This window comes from Streptomyces fradiae (assembly GCF_041270065.1).
GTDB lineage: Bacteria > Actinomycetota > Actinomycetes > Streptomycetales > Streptomycetaceae > Streptomyces.
This window is the reverse complement of sequence record NZ_CP065958.1, coordinates 5,998,174-6,019,252: the sequence shown is the minus strand read 5'-3', so window position 1 is coordinate 6,019,252 and position 21,079 is coordinate 5,998,174. Positions and strand designations below refer to the sequence as shown.

Sequence of the window (21,079 nt, the reverse complement as noted above, 5' to 3'; positions counted from 1 at the left end):
GCCGGTCCCGGGGCCCTGCTGTGTCCGCAGAGCCCCCAGACCTTCCCCTACGGCTACGCCTCCGCGGCCGCCTTGGTGGCCGCCGCGTCAATGGCCGCCAGGCTCTTACGGACCTGGTTGCGGTCCGTCGTGTACCAGAAGTCCGGCAGCGAGGCCTTCAGGTAGCTGCCGTAGCGGGCGGTCGCGAGGCGCGGGTCCAGGACCGCGACGACGCCCCGGTCGCCCGTCGCCCGTACGAGACGGCCGGCGCCCTGGGCCATGAGCAGGGCCGCGTGGGTCGCCGCGACGGCCATGAACCCGTTGCCCCCGGCGTCCTCGACCGCCTTCTGCCGGGCGCTCATCAGCGGGTCGTCCGGGCGCGGGAAGGGGATCTTGTCCATGACGACCAGCTGGCAGTTCGGCCCCGGCACGTCCACGCCCTGCCAGAGGGAGAGCGTGCCGAAGAGACAGGTCTTCGGGTCCGCCGAGAAGTTCTTGATCAGCTCGCCGAGGGTGTCCTCGCCCTGGAGCAGGATCGGCAGCTCGGGGATCCGGGTGCGCAGCTCCTCCGCCGCCTGCTGGGCCGCCCGCATCGAGGAGAACAGGCCGAGCGTGCGCCCGCCGGCGGCCTGCATCAGCTCGGTCAGCTCGTCCAGCATGTCGCCGCGCTCCCCGTCCCGGGCGGGCCGGTTCAGATGCTTGGCGACATAGAGGATGCCCTGCTTGGGATAGTCGAACGGCGAGCCGACGTCGATGCCCTTCCACACCGGCACGTCCTCGCCCTGGGTGCCCTCGGGGGCGAGGCCCAGCGAGGCGCCCACCCCGTTGAAGTCGCCGCCCAGCTTGAGGGTGGCGGAGGTCAGCACCACCGAGCGGTCCGCGAAGAGCTTCTCCCGCAGCAGCCCGGAGACGCTCAGCGGCGCGACCCGCAGCGAGGCGCCGAAGCGGTCGTGCCGCTCGTACCAGACGACGTCCCACTCCGAGCCCTGGGTGATCCGCTCCGCGACCCCGTGCACGGTCTCCACGGAGGCGAGGGCCTGCTTGCGCACGGCGTCCTCGTCCTGCACGGAGCGGTCGCGGGTGGAGCCGAGCGCGGTGATCACCGCGCGGGAGGCGTCGCGCAGTGCCATCAGCGCGTAGCCCAGGTCCTCCGGGATCTCCTCGAGCCGGCCCGGCAGCGCCAGCTCCATCAGCTTCTCGAAGCCCTCGGCGGCGGTCTGCAGCTGGTCGGCGACCTTCTCGTCGACCAGCTTGGCCGCCCGGCGCACCGCCCGGTTCACCTGGCCCGGGGTGAGCTCGCCGGTGGCCACCCCGGTCACCCGGGAGACCAGCTCGTGCGCCTCGTCGACGATCAGCACCTCGTGCTGCGGCAGCACCGGGGCGCCCTCGATGGCGTCGATGGCGAGCAGCGCGTGATTGGTGACGACCACCTCGGCGAGCTTGGCGCGCTCGCGGGCGGCCTCGGCGAAGCACTCCGCCCCGTACGCGCACTTGCTCGCACCCAGGCATTCCCGCGAGGAGACCGAGACCTGGCCCCACGCCCGGTCGGAAACGCCCGGCGTCAGATCGTCCCGGTCACCGGTCTCCGTCTCGTCCGACCAGTCGCGCAGCCGCAGCAGGTCCTGGCCGAGCTTGCTGGTGGGGGCCGCCGCCTCGAAAGGATCGAAGAGGCCCTCCTCCTCGTCCTGCGGCACGCCCTCGTGGAGCCGGTGCAGACACAGATAGTTCGACCGGCCCTTGAGCATGGCGAACTCCGGGCGGCGGCGCAGCTGCGGGTGCAGCGAGTCCACCGTGCGCGGCAGGTCGCGCTCGACCAGCTGGCGCTGCAGTGCCAGCGTGGCCGTGGCGACCACCACGCGCTCCCCGTGGGCGAGGGCCGGCACGAGATAGCCGAGGGACTTGCCGGTGCCGGTGCCGGCCTGGACGAGAAGGTGGGAACCGTCGTCGATGGCCTCGGCCACGGCCTCGGCCATGGTGACCTGGCCGGGGCGCTCCACACCGCCGACGGCGGAGACGGCGGCGTGGAGGAGATCGGGGAGGGATGGCTTCGTCATAGCCCTTCCACCCTACGGGGCGGCACTGACACCGCGGTCCCTCCCCGCGCTCACGCGAGCGGGTTCGGGACGGTGCCGTCGACGGCCGCGTGCGGCCGCTCGGGGCGGTCGCGGTAGCCGTCGAGGTGGAGCCGGTTGCGGTTGAGACAGAGCCGCTCGATCCGCGGCACCAGCAGGTCGAACAGCTCGAAGCGTTCCTTCAGCTCCGGGAAGCGGCTCTGGTGGCGCAGGATCTCGGCGCGTACCAGGGTCCAGAACTCCTCCTCCGGGACGTCGAGTTGCTCCTCGCACAGCGGTGCCAGGTAGCGGAAGACGCCCACGAAAAGGCCCGAATGGATGAACTGGGTGAGGAAGTCGGGCTCCTCCGTGAGCAGCACGGCCCGTACGTCGTCGGGCATCGTGGCGTGCTCGGGGAGCGGCACGGCGCTGATGTTGACGTCGTCGACGAAGTCCTTGATCGCGAGGCGGACCGGCACGTCCTGCTCGTCGTAGACCACGATCGCGTTCTCGCCGTGCGGGGAGAAGACCGTGCCGTACCGGTAGAGGAAGTGGAGCAGCGGCGGCAGCAGGGCGGCGAAGAGGCGCTGCAGCCAGGCCCGCGGGGCGAGGCCGGAGCGCTCGACGAGCTCGGCGGCGAAGGCCCGGCCGTCGGGGTCGGTGTGCAGGAGCGAGGCGAGGGTGCGGGCGCGCTCGCCCGGGGGCAGCCTGAGGGGTTCGCGCCAGATCGCGCCGAGGAGTTCCTTGTACTGGTACGGCACTTCCGGCAGCCGGTCGTAGAGCGGGTGCTCGACGGTGACGGAGGCGACCTCGCCGAGGAGGATCACCCCGCACTCCTCGCGCAGGAAGGGGTCGGCGTCGCGCAGTCCGTGCACCCAGGCGGTGACGGCGGGAGCGGCGAGAGTGCGCTCGGTGGGCAGTCCGCGCCAGACCAGGGTGTTGAGGACGGAGAGCGGCAGTTTGACCGTGTGCCGGTCGGGGCGACTGGTGTTGAGGAAGGTACGGATGGACTGCTGCGGCAGCCGGAGGTCGCCGTCGGCGGGGAGCGGGACGACCGCTCCGGAGGCGATGGCGGGGGCGTACAGCGGCAGCAGGATCTCGTCCCACTGCCAGGGGTGGACGGGCAGCAGCAGATAGGCGTCGGGGTCGAGGCCCCGCTCGCGCAGCACGCCGTCGAAGGCGGCGCGGACCTCGGGGTCGAGCTCCCGCTCGTACAGCCGGTCGGGGGTGTCGAGGCCGGTCACACCCCGGTAGGCGGCCAGCCGGCTGCTGACGGCGATCCACGGCAGCCGGGTGGGGCGGCGGGCCTCGGGGGCCCAGCGGGCGGCGTCGGCGGCGGAGAAGCCGACCCGGCCCTTGTTGAGGACGAGCCAGGGGTGGCCGGTCTGGTGGCCCTCCAGTTCCGCGTAGCCGAGCTCGGCGAGCCGGGCGGCGGGCAGCGCGGTGCGGTCGAGCCGGACGTCGGCGGCGAGGGTGGTGGTGAGTTCGCGGATGAGGTGGCCGAGGGTGGCGCCGTCGAGGTCGAGCAGCCGGCGGGCGCGGACCAGGAAGTCGAGCGGGTCGCCGGCCGGCTTGCCGTCGAGGGTGAGCGAGCCGGGGTTGATCCGCCAGCTGTCGTACGCGCCGCGGCGGGCCGTGAAGGCGAGCACGCCGCCGTCGTCGAGGGCGAAGGCGTAGTGGCCGTCCGGTCCCGGCCGTACCGGACGGGGCTGGACGATGCCCTCGTACGCGAACTCGGCGACGGTCTTGGCGAGCAGCCGGGCGCCGGCCCGTGCCCAGGCCCCGGCGGTCAGTTCCGGGGGGCTGTGCAGGGTCGGCGGGGCGGAGTCGTGGGGTGCAGGGGACGTCGACACGGGGACTCCTCGGGGTGGGCACCGCGGTGGGTCGCGCGGTGGAGCTGAGTCGTGGGTGGTCAGAGCACGTGGCGCAGATCCCGGTCGCGGACCATGAGCGCGGCGCGCTTGTCGGGCAGGTCGACCTCCGCGGACAGCCGGAATCCGGCGCCGAGGAAGGCGGCGACGGACGGGGTGTTGCGCAGGTCGGGTTCGGCGAGGACCCGGGTGCACCGGGGCCGGTGGTCGAGGACGAGCTCGGCGACGGCGCGCAGCAGGGTGGTGCCGAGGCCGCGGCCGCGGTCGCGGGCGCCGCCGATGAGCAGGTGGACGCCGGTGTCGTGCGGGCGCGCCGGGTAGTGGCGGGCGAGCGGGTCGAGGTCGGCGCGGTAGATCTCGAAGTAGCTCATGGGGGTGCCGTCGAGGACGCCGAGGCAGGGCACGCTGCGTCCGTCGCCGTCGAGTTGGGCGCGGATGTGGTCGGCGGTGACGCTCTCGGGGCCCTGGAGCTCCCAGAAGGCGGCCACGGCCGGGTCGTTCATCCAGCCCGCGACGAGCGGCAGGTCGTGGTCGAGGCGTACGGGGACGAGCGCGAAGCGCCCGGCCGGGGTGTCGGCGGGCCGCCAGTCGGCGACGTGGTCGAGCAGGTCGTCGTCGGCACGGTCGGTGGCGGCCGGGGACCGTTCGCCGGGGGCGAGGAGGGCGAGGAACTCCTCGGGCAGGTGCAGGTCGAGGGTGTCGTCCGGGCTCGGCCCGGTGCCGGGCGGCGGCGCGGCACCAGGGCGGAGTGCTTCGGGGCGTGCTTCGGTGGGAGGCACGGGGCGCTCTCCTCTCGGCGGTCGGGGTGGGCTGGGCGGCGAGGGGGACCGGTCAGGCGCGCAGCGGGTTGGTCACGGTGACGTACACGGACTGGGTGTCGACGGGGCCGACGAGCTCGTCGAGGCCGTGCAGCCGGGTGAGCAGGTTGGCCTTGCAGCGCAGGGTGGCGGCCTCCAGGAGGCGGTGCGGCAGCGGGGAGCCGAGGCCGGTGGCGCCGGTGAGGAAGCGGCGCAGGGCGGCGAGCAGCACGCGTTCGTCGGCGAGGTGCTGGGAGCCGAAGGCGCCGATCAGGCCGAGGACGTTGTTGATGCCGAGGTAGTAGGCGAAGCGCTCGTCGGTGACCTGGTCGGAGACGAAGGTGTCGCTGACGGAGCCGATGCCGGGCAGCCGGCTCTCCAGTTCGTCGCGGCGGGACTCGCGGAAGTAGTAGCCCTGGTTGTCGCGGTAGCGGCCGCCGGTGGGCCAGCCCTCGGGGTCGAGGAGGACCAGGGTGTTCTGCTGGTGGGCCTCCAGGGCGACGCCGGCGTGGCCGTCCAGCCACAGGATCGGGCGGACCACGAGGTCGAGGTAGCGCAGGAACCACTCGGTGGCGACGGCCGTGGTGGGCCGGCCGGTGCGGGCGGCGAGCCGCAGGACGAGGTCGGCGAGACGGGAGCGCATCCGGGTCGAGCCGGGCCAGGGCCTCGGGGCGGTGAGCCCGGCGAGGCAGACGGCGTCGTCGGAGGGGCCGAAGGGGTTGTGCCGGATCATCACGTCGAGGCCGGGCAGCGGCTGTCCGTCGGGGGTGTCGACGGCGAGCCAGGCCGGGTCGCGGACGATGTCGAAGCCGGGGTGGGCGGCCTGCCACTGGTCGACGAGACCGGTGCGGAGGAGGCGGTGCACCTCGACGCCGCGGTGGAGTTCCTTGCGGAGGTTCTCCCGGCGGGAGTTGGTGATCCGGACGCCGAGGGAGAGCTTGAGCATGGCGCGGGCGCCGGGGCGGTGCACGGTGCGGACCGAGGAGGTGGGGTGCCAGGGGTCGCCGTACGGGCCGAGGTCGTGGAGGAGTCCGGCGTCGAGGAGGGCGGCGACGGCGGGGCGGTGCCGCAGCTCGCGGGCCTGCCAGGGGTGCAGGGGCAGGGCGACGGTGCCGGCCGGGAGGTCGAGCCCCTCGGCGAGTCCTGCGGTGAGCTGGGCTGCGGCGACCGGGCGGCCCTGTTCGGTCCAGGCGGAGTCGGTGGCGAGGACGGCGGTGTCGACGGCCATCCAGTGCAGCGGGAAGGAGCCGTGCAGTTCGGGTGAGTAGAGCCGGGCCTCGGCCTCGGAGAGTCCTTCGCGGCTCTTGGGGGTGGGGTGGAGGGGGTGGCCGAGCAGCAGGGACTGCTCGGCGCTGAGGAAGAGGTCGGCGCCGGGGGCGGGGCGCGGGTCGCGGCGGCGTTCGGCGATGAACTCGGCGGTGCGGCGGGCCGAGTCGGCGACCCGGCCGACGAGTTCGGTGGCCTCGGTGCCGCCCGAGCCGCCGGTCTCGCGGCCGAGCAGGGCGGCGAGGGTAACGGCGTCGACGGCGGGCGCCGTGCCGGGGAGCCCTTCGAGGGCGGGCGCACCGAAGCGGTGCCAGCCGGTGGGCGACCAGTGGCGGACCGGGACGAGGAGGGCGGTGCCGCTGGCGTCGAGCGGGACGCGCAGGGTGTCGCCCGCGCCGGTGGCGCCGGGCTCGGGCGCCGGCAGGTTCTTCTCCCGTACCCAGCAGCGCAGCAGGTTCTCGACAGCGGCGGCGTCGGCGGCGCGCGCGGGGTCGGCGTCGTCCAGCGGGTCGGTCTGCGCGTCCCTGACCGGGTCGCTCTGCCCGCCGGTGTACGGGCCGGGGTGCGGGCCCGGGAACTGGCGCGGGATCGGCGCGGTGGCGGTGGCGGTGCTCGTGGCCGTGGCCGGGGCCGGGGCCGCGGGGTCGGTCGTGGGGGTGGTCGTGGTGGGGTTCACGGGACTTCCTCGGGAGGGGGGAGGGGACCGGGCGGGAATCGGTCCGGGGTTCAGCGGGACGGCCCGGACGGGCGGGACCGGTGGGCGCGTTCGGCCGCGGCCAGGGCGTCGGCGAAGCGGTCGAGGACGGCTTCCGCCTGCTCGTCGGTGAGGGTGAGCGGGGGAAGCAGCCGGACGACGGCGTTGTGCCGGCCGCCGAGTTCGACGATCAGGCCCCGGTCGAGGCACTGGCGCTGCACCTCGGCGGCGAGCTCCGGGTCGGGCGGCGGGGTGAGGCCGGAGAGACCGGAGAGGTCGTCGGTACCGGGTCCGGTGGCCCAGGCGGCTCCGGACCCCGGACCGTCGGTCCCAGGACCCGCGCTCCGCGGACCGTCGAGCCCGGGACCCGCGCCTCGCGGACCGTCGAGCCCGGAGCCGTACCGCCCGGGACCGGACGTTCCGGATCCGGCGGCGCCCACGGTCCCGGGACCGCCGCCGCCAGGCCCCGTCCCGTACTCCGGGTCGACGAGCTCGACCCCCAGCATCAGCCCGCGGCCCCGGACGTCCCCGACGCACGGGTGGGCGGCGGCGAGGCCCTGGAGGCGGCCGATCAGGCGGGCGCCGAGCAGGCCGGCGCGCTCGGCGAGGCCGTTCTCCCTGACGTACGCGAGGGTGGCGGCGCCCGCGGCCATGGCGAGCTGGTTGCCGCGGAAGGTGCCGGCGTGGGCGCCCGGCTCCCAGGCGTCGAGCCCTGCCTTGTAGACGACGACGGCGAGCGGGAGGGAGCCGCCGATGGCCTTGGAGAGGACCATCACGTCGGGGACGACGCCGGCGTGGTCGACCGCCCAGAAGGCGCCGGTGCGGCCGACGCCGGTCTGGATCTCGTCGGCGATCAGCGGGATGGAGCGGGCCTCGGTGAGCGCGCGCATGCGGCGCAGCCAGCTGTCCGGGGCGGGGATGACGCCGCCCTCGCCCTGGACGGGTTCGAGGATCATCCCGGCGGGGTCGGGGATGCCGCTCTTGGGGTCGTCGAGGACGGTCTCGGTCCAGCGGGCGGCGAGTTCGGCGCCGCGCTCGCCGCCGACGCCGAACGGGCAGCGGTAGTCGCGCGGATAGGGCAGCCGGGCGACCCGGACGTCCTCGGCGCCGCCGGAGACGTCGAGGGCACCGGCCGTCATGCCGTGGTAGGCGCCGCTGAAGGCGAGGACGCCGCGCCGGCCGGTGGCGGTGCGGACGAGTTTGAGGGCGGCCTCGACGGCGTCGGTGCCGGCAGGGCCGCAGAACTGGATGCGGGCGTCGGCGGCGAGTTCGGCCGGCAGGGTGGCGAACAGCTCGGTGACGAAGGCGTCCTTGACCGGGGTGGCGAGGTCCAGGACGTGCAGCGGGGCGCCCGAGTCGAGGACCTTGCGGACGGCCTCCAGGACCACCGGGTGGTTGTGCCCGAGTGCGAGGGTGCCCGCGCCGGACAGGCAGTCGAGGTAACGGCGCCCGTCGGCGCCCTCGATGGTGAGTCCCCGGGCCCGGACCGGGACGATCGGCAGCGAGCGCGCGTAGGTGCGCGCGGCGGATTCGCGCTGCGCCTGGCGGCGCAGGATGCCCTCGTGGGCGCCCCCCTCGCCGGTCGCGCGCTGCTCCTCGCGGCTCCGCGCGCCCGGTGGTACGGCCGGAGCTGGTTCGGTCACGGCCACGGCTCGGCGTCCTCCCGCTGTAACGGTTGCGTTGCACATCGGTACGTTGCAGGGCGGCCCGGGAAGGGCGTCCTGAAGGCTGCCGGTGTGTCCCCCGTACGTACCAACGACGGTGTCTGCCGGGGATCACGGGCCGGAGCCAAGTTCCTTGGCGTGTCCCGGATCACGGCACGGCAACGGCCGTGCCGGGGGCGGAACCGCGGACCTGCGTCGTACCGTCCCCTCCGGCACCGGCATAGTGGGGGCTTCACGCGGCACGGTGCGCCGTGCCGCAGCTGTTCACTGATGCACAAGTAACTGATGCACAAGTTGACGTAGTCCCAGGGGGATCACGAGATGCGATCGATTCGTCCGCTGCTGGCCGCAGCGTCCGCCGTCGCGGCGCTGACGCTGACGGCGACTGCCTGCGGTCCGACCGAGGACAACGCGGGGGGTGACAAGCCCACCGCCGTGACGCCTTCCGCCGACGGCAAGATCACGATTCCGGACGACCTGAAGGACCGTCTGAAGGAGCACGGGATCGACGTCGACAAGTGGCGCGGCGGCGAGTGGAAGAACTGGGACCGCGACAAGTGGCTGCGCGAGGCGAAGGACTTCGTCAACCCGATCATCGAGGACCTCTGGGACCCGGACCGGATGCGGGACGCCGAGCGCCCCGACAAGCCGGTCGAGGAGGAGGACATCTCGGGTGACAAGGGCGTGACCGACCCGACGCCGGCCAAGGTGCCGGCGAAGGCCGTGCAGGCGCCGTACCACGAGAACTCCCCCGCTTCCGGCAAGGTGTTCTTCGACGGGCCCGAGGGTTCGATGGTCTGCTCGGCGACGGTCGTGCAGGACCCGGCACACCCGGGCAAGTCCAACATGGTCTGGACGGCCGGGCACTGTGTGCACGCCGGTCAGAAGGGCGGCTGGTACCGCAACATCGCCTTCGTCCCCTCGTACAACAACGACGGCAAGCCGACCTCCGCGCTTGAGAACGCCACCCGCGAGCAGATCGCTCCTTACGGCGTGTGGTGGAGCGACTGGGCGCAGACCTCGCAGCAGTGGATCGACGAGGGCGGCCAGACCGGCGGCAAGGGCGCGCCGTACGACTTCGCGGTGCTGCACGTGACGCCGGAGAAGGGCGGGAACGGCAAGTCTCTTGAGGAGACGGTCGGTTCGGCGCTCCCGGTGGAGTTCAACGCGCCGGCGGTGCCGAAGATCGCGAGCATGACGGCGACCGGCTACCCGGCGGGCAAGCCCTTCGACGGGCAGAAGATGTTCCAGTGCGCGGACAAGCCGGGCCGGCTGTCCATCAAGGCCGAGCAGCCGACGATGTACCGCATCGGCTGCACCATGACGGGCGGTTCGTCCGGCGGCGGCTGGGTGGCCGCCGGCCAGGACGGCAAGCCGGCGCTGGTGTCGAACACCTCGATCGGTCCGGTGACGGCGGGCTGGCTGGCCGGTCCGCGGCTCGGTGCCGAGGCGAAGGCGCTGTACGACGGTGTGAGCAAGAAGTACGCGAACCAGTAAGACCTTGTACGAAGTCGGGCGGGGCCCCCGGTCCCGCCCGGCTCCAAGGGCATTCCGCGGGCATACTGTGCACCGCAATGTGACGCGTCCATGGCGACAGGGCGGCAGCGGCGACGTGCCGTGTCCTCCCGGCCGGGCGCGCCGGACATCCCAGGGGGACACCACTTCATGCGTTCGATACGACTCCTGCCCGCCGCCGGCGGCGTCGCGGCCGCGCTCGCGCTGGCGCTGACCGCCACGGCCTGCGGCCCGACGGAGACTCCGGCGGCCGACAAGCCCGCCGATCAGACGGCGACCGCGAGCCCGTCCGAGGGCGGCTCCGGTGCCGATGCCGGCCTTCCGAAGGACCTCGCCGACAAGCTCAAGAAGCACGGCGTCGACCTGGACAAGTGGAAGGACGGCGAGTGGAAGAACTGGAACAAGGACACCTGGCTCCGTGAGGCCGAGGACTTCGTCAACCCGGTGATCGACGGTCTCTGGGACGGCGAGCGGATGCAGTCCGCGAAGAGCCCGGACCAGACGGTCGAGACCCAGGCGACCGCCGGGGGCAGCGACCCGACGCCGCGGCCGGTGACGGCGCAGCGCGAGAAGACCCCGTACCACCGCTACGCGGCGCCCGTCGGCAAGATCTTCTTCGACGCGCCCGAGGGCTCCATGGCCTGCTCGGGCACGATCGTGAAGGACCCGCGCCACCCCGGCAAGTCCAACCTCGTGTGGACCGCCGGCCACTGTGTGCACGCGGGCCAGCGCGGCGGCTGGTACCGCAACATCATGTTCGCGCCGGCCTTCAACGACAAGGGCAAGTCCCCGGCCTCGCTGCGCAACGCGCAGGGGTACGAGATCTACCCCTACGGCCAGTACTGGGCCGACTGGGCCGTGACCTCCGGCGAGTGGATCCAGCGCGGCGGCACCAACCAGGCCTGGCCGTACGACTACGCGGTGCTGCACGTGCAGCCGCAGAACGGCCGCAAGTCCCTGGAGGAGACCGTCGGCGCGGCCCTGCCGATCGACTTCTCGGCACCGCAGCCCGCGCAGGCCGGCACCATCGGCGCCTGGGGCTACCCGGGAGCGGCGCCGTACAACGGCGTGATCATGCACAAGTGCCTGGACCGGGCCACGCGCCTCAGCACGGCGCCGGCCACTCCGGTGATGTACCGGATCGGCTGCACGATGACCGCCGGTTCGTCGGGCGGCGGCTGGTTCCGGGTGCTGCCCAACGGCACCACGGCGCTGGTGTCGAACACCTCGATCGGCCCGGCCGGGAGCAACGGCTGGCTGGCCGGACCGCAGCTGGGCCAGGGCGCCAAGGCGGCCCACGAGATGATCAGCAAGAAGTTCCGCTGACCCGCTCGGGCAGCTCCGGCAGCTCGTAGAGAACGAAAGGCGCCGGCCGTCTCCCTCGCGGGAGGCGGCCGGCGCCTTCGTCGTGCCTGTCGCCTGTCGGCTCAGTGCGCGGCGGGGACGTACGACGCGAGGTGCGCCGCCAGTTCCTCGTGCACGCGGGCCTTGATCAGGGTGCCCTCCGCGGTGTGCTCCTCGGAGATCACCTCGCCCTCGCTGTGCACGCGGGAGACCAGACCACCCTGCGTGTACGGCACGAGGGCCTCGATCTCGATCTGCGGGCGCGGCAGCTCGGCGTCGATCAGCGCGAGCAGCTCGGCGATGCCCTCGCCCGTGCGGGCGGAGACGGCCATCGAGTGCTTCTCGATCCGGAGGAGCCGCTGGAGCACCAGCGGGTCCGCCGCGTCCGCCTTGTTGATCACCACGATCTCCGGCACGTCGACCGCGCCGACCTCGCGGAACACCTCGCGCACGGCGGCGAGCTGCTCCTCGGGGGCCGGGTGCGAGCCGTCCACCACGTGCACGATGAGGTCGGAGTCGGCGACCTCCTCCATGGTGGAGCGGAAGGCCTCGACCAGGTGATGGGGCAGGTGCCGGACGAAGCCGACGGTGTCGGCCAGGGTGTAGACCCGGCCGGTCGGCGTCTCGGCCCGGCGCACGGTCGGGTCGAGGGTGGCGAACAGCGCGTTCTCCACCAGCACGCCCGCGCCCGTGAGGCGGTTGAGCAGGGACGACTTTCCGGCGTTGGTGTAACCGGCGATGGCGACCGAGGGCACCTTGTGGCGCCGGCGCTCCTGGCGCTTGATGTCGCGGCCGGTCTTCATCTCCGCGATCTCCCGGCGCATCTTCGCCATCTTCTCGCGGATCCGTCGCCGGTCCGTCTCGATCTTGGTCTCACCGGGACCACGGGTGGCCATGCCGCCACCGCCGCCGCCACCCATCTGACGGGACAGCGACTGACCCCAGCCGCGCAGGCGCGGCAGCATGTACTGCATCTGCGCGAGGGCGACCTGTGCCTTGCCCTCTCGCGACTTGGCGTGCTGGGCGAAGATGTCGAGGATGAGGGCGGTCCGGTCGACCACCTTCACCTTGACGACGTCCTCGAGGGCGATGAGCTGGCCGGGGCTGAGCTCGCCGTCGCAGACGACGGTGTCGGCGCCGGTCTCGAGCACGATGTCCCGCAGCTCCTGGGCCTTGCCCGAGCCGATGAAGGTGGCCGGGTCCGGCTTGTCGCGGCGCTGGATGACGCCGTCGAGCACGAGGGCGCCCGCCGTCTCGGCGAGGGCCGCGAGCTCGGCGAGCGAGTTCTCCGCGTCCTGCACCGTCCCCGAGGTCCATACGCCGACCAGCACGACGCGCTCCAGGCGCAGCTGCCGGTACTCGACCTCGGTGACGTCCTCGAGCTCGGTGGAGAGGCCCACGACACGGCGCAGGGCCGCACGCTCGGAGCGGTCGAACTGCTCGCCGTCCCGCTCTCCGTCGATCTCGTGGCTCCAGGCGACGTCCTCTTCCATCAGGGCATCGGCCCGAAGGCTCTCGGTGCGGCGGGTGTCCGCGAAGCTCTGCTTGTCCTGGGAAGGGGATGAAGAGGAGGTCATTTGATCCTTACGTCGAAGAGAAATCCGTTGTGCCGGTCACAACGCGTGACGCGGCGGAAGAATTCCCGCCCGTCCGGCCGCGTCGCCGACCCGACGATGGTGACACGGCCGGAGGGGGCCCGTCACCCCGGTTTCGCGGCCTTCGGCGGCCGCTCGGCGACCGGCTGCCGCGCCTTCCAGTCGGGGTGCCCGGGCATGGGCGGGGTCTTCGCCCCGTACAGCCAGGCGTGCAGGAAGGCGCTCAGGTCGCGCCCGGCGATCTCGCCGGCCAGCGCGGTGAAGTCGGCGGTGGTGGCGGTGCCGTCCTTGTGCTGGGCCACCCAGCGGCGTTCCAGGAGGCCGAAGGCCTCGGTGCCGATCTCCTCGCGCAGCGCGTAGAGGGCCAGGGCGGCGCCGTCGTAGACGACGGGCCGGAAGAGGCTGATCTTCTCGCCGGGGGCGGGCGGCTTCGGCGCGGCGGGCGGGCCGCCGTCGGCGCGCCACCGGTCGGAGGCGGCGTAGGCGGCCTTCATGCGCCGCTCCAGGGTGGGCCCGCCGTTCTCCTCCGCGTACAGCGCCTCGTACCAGGTGGCGTGCCCCTCGTTGAGCCACAGGTCGGACCACGCGCGCGGGGAGACGCTGTCGCCGAACCACTGGTGGGCGAGCTCGTGGACCATGACGGACTCGACGTACCACTCGGGGAAGCCGGGCTCGGTGAAGAGCCGGCGCTCGAAGAGCGAGAGGGTCTGGGTCTCCAGCTCGAAGCCGGTGTCGGCGTCGGCGATCAGCACCCCGTAGTTCTCGAAGGGGTACGGGCCGACCCGCTGCTCCAGCCACTCCAGGTGTCCGGGGGTGCGCGCCAGCCAGGGTTCCAGGCGCTCCTTGTCGGCGGCGGGGATCACGTCGCGGACGGACAGGCCGTGCGGGCCGCTGCGGTGCACGACGGCGGACTCGCCGATGGAGACCTGGGCGAGCTCGGTGGCCATGGGGTGGACGGTGCGGTAGGTCCAGGTGGTGCTGCCGTCGTGCTGTTCCCGGCTCTGGGGCAGGCCGTTGGCGACGGCGGTGAAGCGGTCGGGGACGGTGATCCGGAAGGTGAAGTACGCCTTGTCGGAGGGGTGGTCGTTGGACGGGAAGACCCGGTGGGCGGCGTCGGCCTGGTTGGCCATGGCGAGGCCGTCGCCGGTGCGGACCCAGCCTCCGGAGTCGGCCGGGCCCCGGGGGTCGCTGGTGTGGGTGACGGCGATCTCGACGTCCTCGCCGGCCTCGACCGGGCGGGCCGGGGTGATCACCAGGTCCTCGCCGCTGCTCGCGAACTCGGCGGGCTCGCCGGCCACGGTGACGGCGGAGACGGTGCCGTGGGTGAAGTCGAGGTTGATCCGCTCCAGATCGTCGGTGGCCAGCGCCTCGATGGTGGTGGTGCCGGAGAGCGGTGTCGTGTTCTTGCCCGGGTAGGTGAGCGCGATGTCGTACGAGAGGACGTCGTAGCCGGGATTGCCGAGCTGCGGGAAGAGCGGGTCGCCGATCCCGAGGGGCGCGGGGGCGGGCAGCGCGGCGGCGACCAGGCCCGCGGAGAGGGCGACGAGCACGGCGGAGCGCAGCGCACGGGCACGCGCGCGTGGCGCCGGCCGGGACGCCGGTCGTGGGGTCGGTGGGGGGACCGGTCGTGGCGCACGCGCGCGTGGGGGCGGCTGCGGGGCGGGGACGGCACGGGAGGGGAGCGACATGCGCTACCGCTACCAGGGCCCGGGCCGCTCCCCGGGGCGACTCGCGCGGGCGCCACCCGAAGGTGTCACGCCCGGCGGGCCGCCCCCCTAGATCTGGGGCGTGGCGGGGTGCCGGGCGCGGCTCACGTCGTAGACGCCGGGCACGTCGCGCATGGCCCGCATGAGGGCGGGCAGCCCGGCGGCGTCGGGGAGCTGGAGGGTGTAGGTGTGGCGGACCCGCTGCTCGGTGGGCGGTTCGACGGTGGCGGAGACGACGGCGACACCCTCGGCCGCGATGGCCTCGGTGAGGTCGGCGAGCAGCCGGGGGCGGCCGAAGGACTCCGCGACCAGGGTGACCCGGCATTCGGCGGTGTCGCCCCAGTGCACGGTGACGGGGTCCCGGCCGAGCCGCTTCATCGAGTCGGCGGAGGCGCAGCCGGTGCGGTGCACGGTGACGGCGCCGCCGCGGACCACGAAGCCGGTGATCTCGTCGGGGGGTACGGGGGTGCAGCAGCCGGCGGGGCGTACGGCGGGGGGCGCGGCGCCGTCCGGTCCGCCGGGCAGTTCGGCGCGCAGCCGGCTGCCGGTGCGCCGGTCTGCGGTGACGCTGACGGGCGCACGGGGCGCCGCGGCGGGCACCTTGGCGGCCTCGGGATGGGCCCGGAGCCAGCCGGTGATGGCGATCCGGGCGGCGGGGGTGCGGGCGTGGTCGAGCCACTGCGGGGAGGGCCCGGAGGCGGAGTCCTGGGCGAGCAGCAGCTGCACGGTGTCGCCGTCGTGGAGGACGGTGCTCAGCGGGGCGAGCCGGCCGTTGACCCGGGCGCCCAGACAGCTGTGGGCGGCCTCGCCGTGCTCGGCGTAGGCGGCGTCGACGCAGGTGGCGCCCGCGGGCAGGCTGATCATGCCGCGGGCGCTGCCGTCCGTGTGGAAGACGGTGATCTCGTGGTCCTGGGCGAGGTCGGCGCGCAGCGAGGTCCAGAAGGTGTCGGGGTCGGGGGCGGACTGCTGCCAGTCGAGGAGCCGGGAGAGCCAGCCGGGGCGGGTGGGGTCGACGCGCTCGCCGTCCTCGACGGGCTCGCCGGTCTCCGGGCCGATGTACGGGTTGCCGAGGGCGACCACGCCGGCCTCGGCGACCTTGTGCATCTGGTGGGTGCGGATGAGGACTTCGGCGACGGCGCCGTCGGGCGCGGCGACGGCGGTGTGCAGCGACTGGTAGAGGTTGAACTTGGGGGCGGCGATGAAGTCCTTGAACTCGGAGACCACCGGGGTGAAGCAGGTGTGCAGCTCGCCGAGGACGGCATAGCAGTCGGCGTCCTCGGCGACCAGGACGAGGAGCCGGCCGAAGTCGCTGCCGCGGAGCTCGCCGCGCTTGAGGCGGACCCGGTGGACGGAGACGAAGTGCCGTGGCCGGACGAGGACTTCGGCGCCGATGCCGGCCTCGCGCAGCACGCCGGAGACCTGTTCGGCGACGCCGGCGAGGGCGTCGGCGGCGCCGGGGGTGCCGGCGATGAGGGCGCGGGTGGTCTCGTACTCCTCGGGGTGGAGGATGGCGAAGACCAGGTCCTCCAGCTCGGTCTTGAGGGCCTGGACGCCGAGGCGTTCGGCGAGCGGGATGAGGACGTCGCGGGTGACCCTGGCGATGCGGGCCTGTTTCTCGGGGCGCATCACGCCGAGGGTGCGCATGTTGTGCAGCCGGTCGGCGAGTTTGATCGACATCACGCGGACGTCGTTGCCGGTGGCGACGAGCATCTTGCGGAAGGTCTCGGGCTCGGCGGCGGCGCCGTAGTCGACCTTCTCCAGTTTGGTGACGCCGTCGACGAGATAGGCGACCTCGTCGCCGAACTCGCGCCGCACCTGGTCGAGCGTCACCTCGGTGTCCTCGACGGTGTCGTGGAGCAGGGCCGCGGTCAACGTGGTGGTCTCGGCGCCGAGTTCGGCGAGGATCAGGGTGACCGCGAGCGGATGGGTGATGTACGGCTCGCCGCTCTTGCGGAACTGGCCCCGGTGCGAGGACTCGGCGAGCACATAGGCGCGGCGCAGCACGGCCAGGCCGGCGTCCGGGTGGTGGGCGCGGTGGGCCTCGGCGACGTGCCCGATGGCGTCGGGCAGCCGGTCGCGGGCGGCCGGTCCGGCGGTCGCGCCGAGCAGCGCGGCGCGGCCGAGGCGGCGCAGATCGATCCTGGGGCGGGCTCGTCTGCGCCCGGGAGCGTCCGGGCCGGCGGCCTCGGCGTCGCTCACGGGGTTGGCGGCCTCTGCGCTCATGGGGCACCTCCGGCGGCGTCGACCGGCGGAGGGCCGGGCAAGGCGTGCCCGGCGGGCCGGTGCTTGATGCTACCGACCCCACCACGTGGCGCAGTCCCGCTCTCGCCGAGCGTGAACGGGATCACCCATTCGAGGGACGAATCAGTCGTTGACGGTTTCGATTCCAGCCGTCTCAGAAGGAAAGGATCACCCTCAGGAGCCGCCTCGGCCTCAGGAGCAGCCTCGGCCTCAGGAGCCGGCCAGCCACTCCGGCTCGACGGCGCCCTCGGCGACGATCACCGCGGGGCCGGTCATCTCGATCTCCCCGTCGGGGTGCTCGGTGATCACCAGGGTGCCGCCGAGGACGTCCACGGTGTACGTGACGGGGGTGCCGGTCTCGGCCGGGTCGACGCCGTCCCGGCGGGCGGTGGCGACGGCCACGGCGCAGGCGCCGGTGCCGCAGGAGCGGGTCTCGGCGGCGCCGCGCTCGTGGACGCGCATGGCGACGTGCCGGGGGCCGCGGTCGGCGACGAACTCGATGTTGACGCCGTCCGGGTAGACGGCGGCCGGCTCGTACGGCGGCTCGTCGTAGAGGGTGCCCGCGTGGTCGAGGGAGTCGACGAAGGCGACCGCGTGCGGGTTGCCCATGTTGACGTTGCGGGCGGGCCAGCTGCGCCCGTCCACGGTCACGGTGACGCCGTCCGCGGGCAGCAGGGCCTTGCCCATGCGGACGGTCACGGAGCCGTCCTTGTCGAGGTGCACCCGCTTGATCCCACCGCGGGTGGCGACGGCGACCTCGCCGGCGGTGACGTGCCCGGCGTGCTGGAGGTAGCGGGCGAAGACCCGGACCCCGTTGCCGCACATCTCGGCGACCGAGCCGTCCGCGTTGCGGTAGTCCATGAACCACTCGGCCTCGCCGGCCATCTCCCGCGCCTCGGGGTGCGCGGCGCTGCGCACGACGTGCAGCACCCCGTCCCCGCCGATCCCGGCCCGCCGGTCGCACAGCCGGACGACGGCGGCGGGGGGCAGGTCGACGGCGTTGTCCGCGTCGGGGACGATCACGAAGTCGTTCTCGGTGCCGTGGCCCTTGAGGAAGGCGAGCGGCGAGGTCTGCGCGCTGGTCATGAGATCAACTGTACGGGGCGGGTACGGGGACGGGCGGGGCCCGGGGCACAGGGGGCCGGGCTGGGGGCCATGGGCCGAGCCTTGGCTCAGGGGTCGGGGCCTGGCACCCATGGGGCGGGCCAGGGGCCCAGGGGCCGGGCCCGGGGATCGGGCGTCGGGCCTGGGGCCCCCGGGGCCGTGCCCCGGGGCTCAGCGGAGCCGGGCGACGCGCCAGACGGCCAGGGCCACCAGGACGGCGCTGAGGACCACGTACAGGGCGAGGGCGCGCCAGTTCGGGCGCTCGCCCGAGCCCCGTACCGGAAGGCCCGGCCAGGTGTGGCCGACCCGGCGGGCGGCCATCATGCCCCAGCCCGCCGCGCAGGAACTGATCAGCAGACCGAGCATGGCGACGACGGCGCCGCCGTCGCCCGAGCCGAAGGCGAGCGGGAAGGCGAACATCAGCGAGCCGACGGCGGCGAGCCCGACGATCGGGGCGAGCTGCCAGATCCTCAGGCGGCGCTGCGGGCGCAGTTCCACCTCGACCTCGGCGGCGTCGACCTCGACGGCGCTGCCCTCGGCCTCGTCCGGACCGTCCGGTGTCAGACCTCGCGCCTCACCGGGGACTTCGCCCCGGACGGCGGACTGCTGTTCGGTGTCGCGAGGGCCGGCCTCCATCGCCACGCGCCCTCCCCACTCGGACTCCACTTGGTCGATCGATGCTCGATGATGGCACGCTCCGCACCCCCGGAATGACGGGCATGACGTCCCGATGCCATCACGTGATCAGGCTGTAACCGCTCGTTCGACCAACGTCAGGGCCCGTCGCGGGAGTTCCCCGCGGTCCTCGGCGGCCCCGCTGAGCCAGTGCACCCGGGGATCGCGCCGGAACCAGGAGTCCTGGCGGCGCGCGAAGCGCTTGGTGGCGCGCACGGTCTCGGCCCGGGCCTCGTCCTCGGTGCACTCCCCCGCGAGCGCCGCGAGCACCTGCTGGTAGCCGAGCGCGCGGGCCGCGGTGCGCCCCTCGCGCAGACCGCGCGCCTCCAGGGCGCGCACCTCGTCGACGAGCCCGGCCTCCCACATGCGGTCCACCCGGGTGGCGATCCGCTCGTCGAGCTCGGGGCGGGCGACGTCGACGCCGATCTGCACGGTGTCGTAGACGGAGTCGTGGCCCGGCAGGTTGGCCGTGAAGGGCTTGCCGGTGATCTCGATGACCTCCAGGGCGCGCACGATGCGCCGCCCGTTGCTGGGCAGGATCGCGCGGGCGGCCTCGGGGTCGGCGGCGGCCAGGCGCGCGTGCAGCACGCCGGAGCCGCGCTCCTCCAGCTCGGCCTCCAGGCGGGCCCGGAGCTCGGGGTCGGTGCCGGGGAACTCCATCACGTCGAGGGCCCCGCGCACGTACAGGCCGGAGCCGCCGACCAGGACCGGCACCTTGCCCTCGGCGAGCAGCCGGTCGATCTCGGCGCGGGCCAGCCGCTGGTACTCGGCGACGCTGGCGGCCTCGGTCACGTCCCAGATGTCGAGGAGGTGGTGCGGGACGCCGCCGCGCTCCTCCACCGTCAGTTTGGCGGTGCCGATGTCCATCCCCCGGTAGAGCTGCATGGAATCGGCGTTGACGACCTCGCCGCCCAGCTCCTGGGCGAGGAAGACGCCCAGATCGGACTTTCCGGCCGCGGTGGGGCCGACGACGGCGATGACCCGCGAGGCGGGAGCTGCACTTCTCACCGCCCCAGTCTCGCAAACCTCGGGCGATGTCCCCGAATGAGCGACGTGACGGCCTCCGTCCGGCTTCGTTGCCTGTTCCGGAATGACGACCCTGAGTACGCTAGGGAGCAGATATGGGCGTTTTCGCACTGTTTCGACGTAAGAGCAAGGACGCCGTGGAGACTGCGGCCGTGACGGAGTCCGTCACGGAGGAGACCGAAGCGGCCGAGGAGACGGCCGAGGCCGGGACCGGAACGCCGGAGCCCGCCGCCGAAGCCGCTGCCGAGGCTTCCGCCGAGGGCGGGGACGACTCCGGCCCGGTGGTGAAGGACGGGACCGTGGAGATCCCGAAGCAGCAGTCGGCGGAGGAGGCCGCGGACAGCGGGGCAACCGGCGAAGGCGCCCGCAAGTAGGCCCTGGAGCAGGCCCTGAAAGAGGGCACGAGGAACGTAGGGACGGTGACCCCATGGGTTTCCTGGATTCACTGAAGGCAAAGCTAGCCCCTGCCAAGGACAAGGTCTCGGACCAGGTCTCCGGCCTCGCCGAGAAGCACGGGGGCAAGGTGGAGCACGGCCTGGAGAAGGCCGCCAGGAAGGTCGACGAGAAGACCAAGGGCAAGTACAGCGACAAGATCGAGTCCGGCACCGGCAAGGCCAAGCACGCCATCGACCGCCTCGCCCACAAGGACGTGGGCCCGTCGGGCCCGCCTCCGCCTCCCGCCGCCTGACCTCGGTCGCCCCGTTCCTCCCCCACGGCGGACGGCCGCGGAGCGCATCGCTCCGCGGCCGTCCGCCGTTGTGTGTGCGCCGGGCCTAGCTCCAGGCGGCGACGAAGTAGCCGACCCCGTAGGGGGCGTCCTCGTAGAGCAGCCGGCCCGCGAGTCCCGCGCCCTGCGCGGCGCCCGCCAGCACCTGCCAGGGCGCCCGGCCGGCCGCCTTCAGCTCGTACGCGAGCTCCGCGTCGAGCGCGAGCAGCGCCGCAGGGTCCGCCGCGCCCAGCGCCCGGCCGACGGCCGCGTCGAAGGGCTCGGCACGCTCGTCGAGATAGCCGGGGGCCTTCAGGGTGCGGCAGGCGCTGCCGTCGCCCATGACGAGCAGCGCGACCCGCTCCGCCGACGCGGCGATCTCCCGCCCGGTCGCGGCGCAGCGCGCCGCCTCCAGCGGCTCACCGACGCCCAGGCCTTCGATGGGCGCGTCCGCCCAGTCGGTGCGCTCCAGGAGCCACCCGGCCACCGCCAGGGACACCGGCAACGCCCGATCCCCACCGGGCCCCGCCCCGAGCCGTACGGTCACGTCGACGCCGAACCCCGCGAACGAGCCCGCCGACCCGGCCGGGAACGCCCCCCGCGCCCCCTCGTCCGCGGGCCCGATCACCACAAGCCGGTCGGGCCGGGACGCGGCGAGCACCCCGAGCGCGTCGGAACAGGCCGTACGAGCCTCATCGAGCTCGGACGCGGCCCCCGCCGCGACGGCGGGCACGAGGAGCGGTGGACAGGGACACACGGCGGCGGCGACAAGCATGATCCGCAGCCTACTGCGCGGGGCGCGTGCGGCGCGGGCCGGCGACTTGGCGGGCGGCCCGGGTGGCGGC

At 73.8% G+C, this 21,079-nt stretch carries 16 protein-coding genes; 4 read left to right on the top strand and 12 right to left on the bottom strand.

From position 1 onward, the window contains the following. Nucleotides 1-53: 53 nt before the first annotated feature. From JAO84_RS27530 to JAO84_RS27510, 5 genes are read right to left on the bottom strand one after another with little or no spacing between them, the layout of a single operon-like run. Entirely contained in the window at nt 54-2,033 is a 1,980-nt protein-coding gene (locus tag JAO84_RS27530) for an ATP-dependent DNA helicase (RefSeq protein ID WP_370415231.1), read from the bottom strand. A gap of 50 nt (nt 2,034-2,083) precedes the next feature. Then, entirely contained in the window at nt 2,084-3,883 is a 1,800-nt protein-coding gene (locus JAO84_RS27525) for an IucA/IucC family siderophore biosynthesis protein (protein ID WP_370415230.1), read from the bottom strand. Nucleotides 3,884-3,942: 59 nt separating this feature from the next. Further along, the gene (locus tag JAO84_RS27520) at nt 3,943-4,680 is read right to left on the bottom strand and encodes a GNAT family N-acetyltransferase (protein ID WP_370415229.1); all 738 of its coding nucleotides are present in this window, start codon (nt 4,678-4,680) and stop codon (nt 3,943-3,945) included. Nucleotides 4,681-4,732: 52 nt separating this feature from the next. After that, the gene (locus JAO84_RS27515) at nt 4,733-6,640 is read right to left on the bottom strand and encodes an IucA/IucC family siderophore biosynthesis protein (protein ID WP_370415228.1); all 1,908 of its coding nucleotides are present in this window, start codon (nt 6,638-6,640) and stop codon (nt 4,733-4,735) included. Nucleotides 6,641-6,690: 50 nt separating this feature from the next. Continuing rightward, the gene (locus tag JAO84_RS27510) at nt 6,691-8,307 is read right to left on the bottom strand and encodes a diaminobutyrate--2-oxoglutarate transaminase family protein (RefSeq protein WP_370415227.1); all 1,617 of its coding nucleotides are present in this window, start codon (nt 8,305-8,307) and stop codon (nt 6,691-6,693) included. A gap of 336 nt (nt 8,308-8,643) precedes the next feature. Between JAO84_RS27510 and JAO84_RS27505 the strand changes: the two genes are divergently transcribed. Together JAO84_RS27505 and JAO84_RS27500 are read left to right on the top strand one after the other, a co-directional pair. Beyond that, nucleotides 8,644-9,819, top strand: coding sequence for a serine protease (locus tag JAO84_RS27505; RefSeq protein WP_370415226.1), 1,176 nt, complete (start codon nt 8,644-8,646; stop codon nt 9,817-9,819). Nucleotides 9,820-9,987: 168 nt separating this feature from the next. Further along, nucleotides 9,988-11,163: a serine protease gene (locus JAO84_RS27500; RefSeq protein WP_370415225.1), complete on the top strand. Its 1,176-nt coding sequence runs from the start codon at nt 9,988-9,990 to the stop codon at nt 11,161-11,163. Nucleotides 11,164-11,264: 101 nt separating this feature from the next. On the opposite strand, the gene hflX is transcribed toward JAO84_RS27500, so the two are convergent. The 6 genes from hflX to miaA form a co-directional block, all read right to left on the bottom strand. Next, nucleotides 11,265-12,758, bottom strand: a complete 1,494-nt coding sequence (gene hflX / locus JAO84_RS27495; RefSeq protein ID WP_265864871.1) for a GTPase HflX — start codon at nt 12,756-12,758, stop codon at nt 11,265-11,267. Nucleotides 12,759-12,880: 122 nt separating this feature from the next. Next, on the bottom strand, nt 12,881-14,464 hold the full coding sequence (locus tag JAO84_RS27490) for a M1 family metallopeptidase (protein WP_370415224.1): 1,584 nt from the start codon (nt 14,462-14,464) through the stop codon (nt 12,881-12,883). An 87-nt stretch (nt 14,465-14,551) separates the two neighbouring features. Then, nucleotides 14,552-16,705 carry a bifunctional (p)ppGpp synthetase/guanosine-3',5'-bis(diphosphate) 3'-pyrophosphohydrolase gene (locus JAO84_RS27485; protein ID WP_370415223.1) on the bottom strand — a complete coding sequence of 718 codons (2,154 nt, stop codon included), beginning with the start codon at nt 16,703-16,705 and terminating at the stop codon, nt 14,552-14,554. Nucleotides 16,706-16,933: 228 nt separating this feature from the next. Further along, nucleotides 16,934-17,809: a diaminopimelate epimerase gene (dapF, locus tag JAO84_RS27480; RefSeq protein ID WP_370415222.1), complete on the bottom strand. Its 876-nt coding sequence runs from the start codon at nt 17,807-17,809 to the stop codon at nt 16,934-16,936. Nucleotides 17,810-17,998: 189 nt separating this feature from the next. Further along, nucleotides 17,999-18,463 carry a hypothetical protein gene (locus JAO84_RS27475; protein ID WP_370416883.1) on the bottom strand — a complete coding sequence of 155 codons (465 nt, stop codon included), beginning with the start codon at nt 18,461-18,463 and terminating at the stop codon, nt 17,999-18,001. A 108-nt stretch (nt 18,464-18,571) separates the two neighbouring features. Continuing rightward, nucleotides 18,572-19,510, bottom strand: a complete 939-nt coding sequence (miaA, locus tag JAO84_RS27470) for a tRNA (adenosine(37)-N6)-dimethylallyltransferase MiaA (protein ID WP_370415221.1) — start codon at nt 19,508-19,510, stop codon at nt 18,572-18,574. A gap of 170 nt (nt 19,511-19,680) precedes the next feature. Between miaA and JAO84_RS27465 the strand changes: the two genes are divergently transcribed. After that, nucleotides 19,681-19,902 (top strand): gliding motility protein, encoded by a 222-nt coding sequence (locus JAO84_RS27465; RefSeq protein WP_370415220.1) that lies wholly within the window; start codon nt 19,681-19,683, stop codon nt 19,900-19,902. Between the two features lie 53 nt (nt 19,903-19,955). Then, entirely contained in the window at nt 19,956-20,216 is a 261-nt protein-coding gene (locus JAO84_RS27460; RefSeq protein WP_370415219.1) for an antitoxin, read from the top strand. An 85-nt stretch (nt 20,217-20,301) separates the two neighbouring features. Here JAO84_RS27460 and JAO84_RS27455 read toward each other — a convergent pair whose 3' ends face one another. Further along, nucleotides 20,302-21,009 carry a class III extradiol dioxygenase subunit B-like domain-containing protein gene (locus JAO84_RS27455; RefSeq protein ID WP_370415218.1) on the bottom strand — a complete coding sequence of 236 codons (708 nt, stop codon included), beginning with the start codon at nt 21,007-21,009 and terminating at the stop codon, nt 20,302-20,304. Nucleotides 21,010-21,079: the final 70 nt, after the last annotated feature.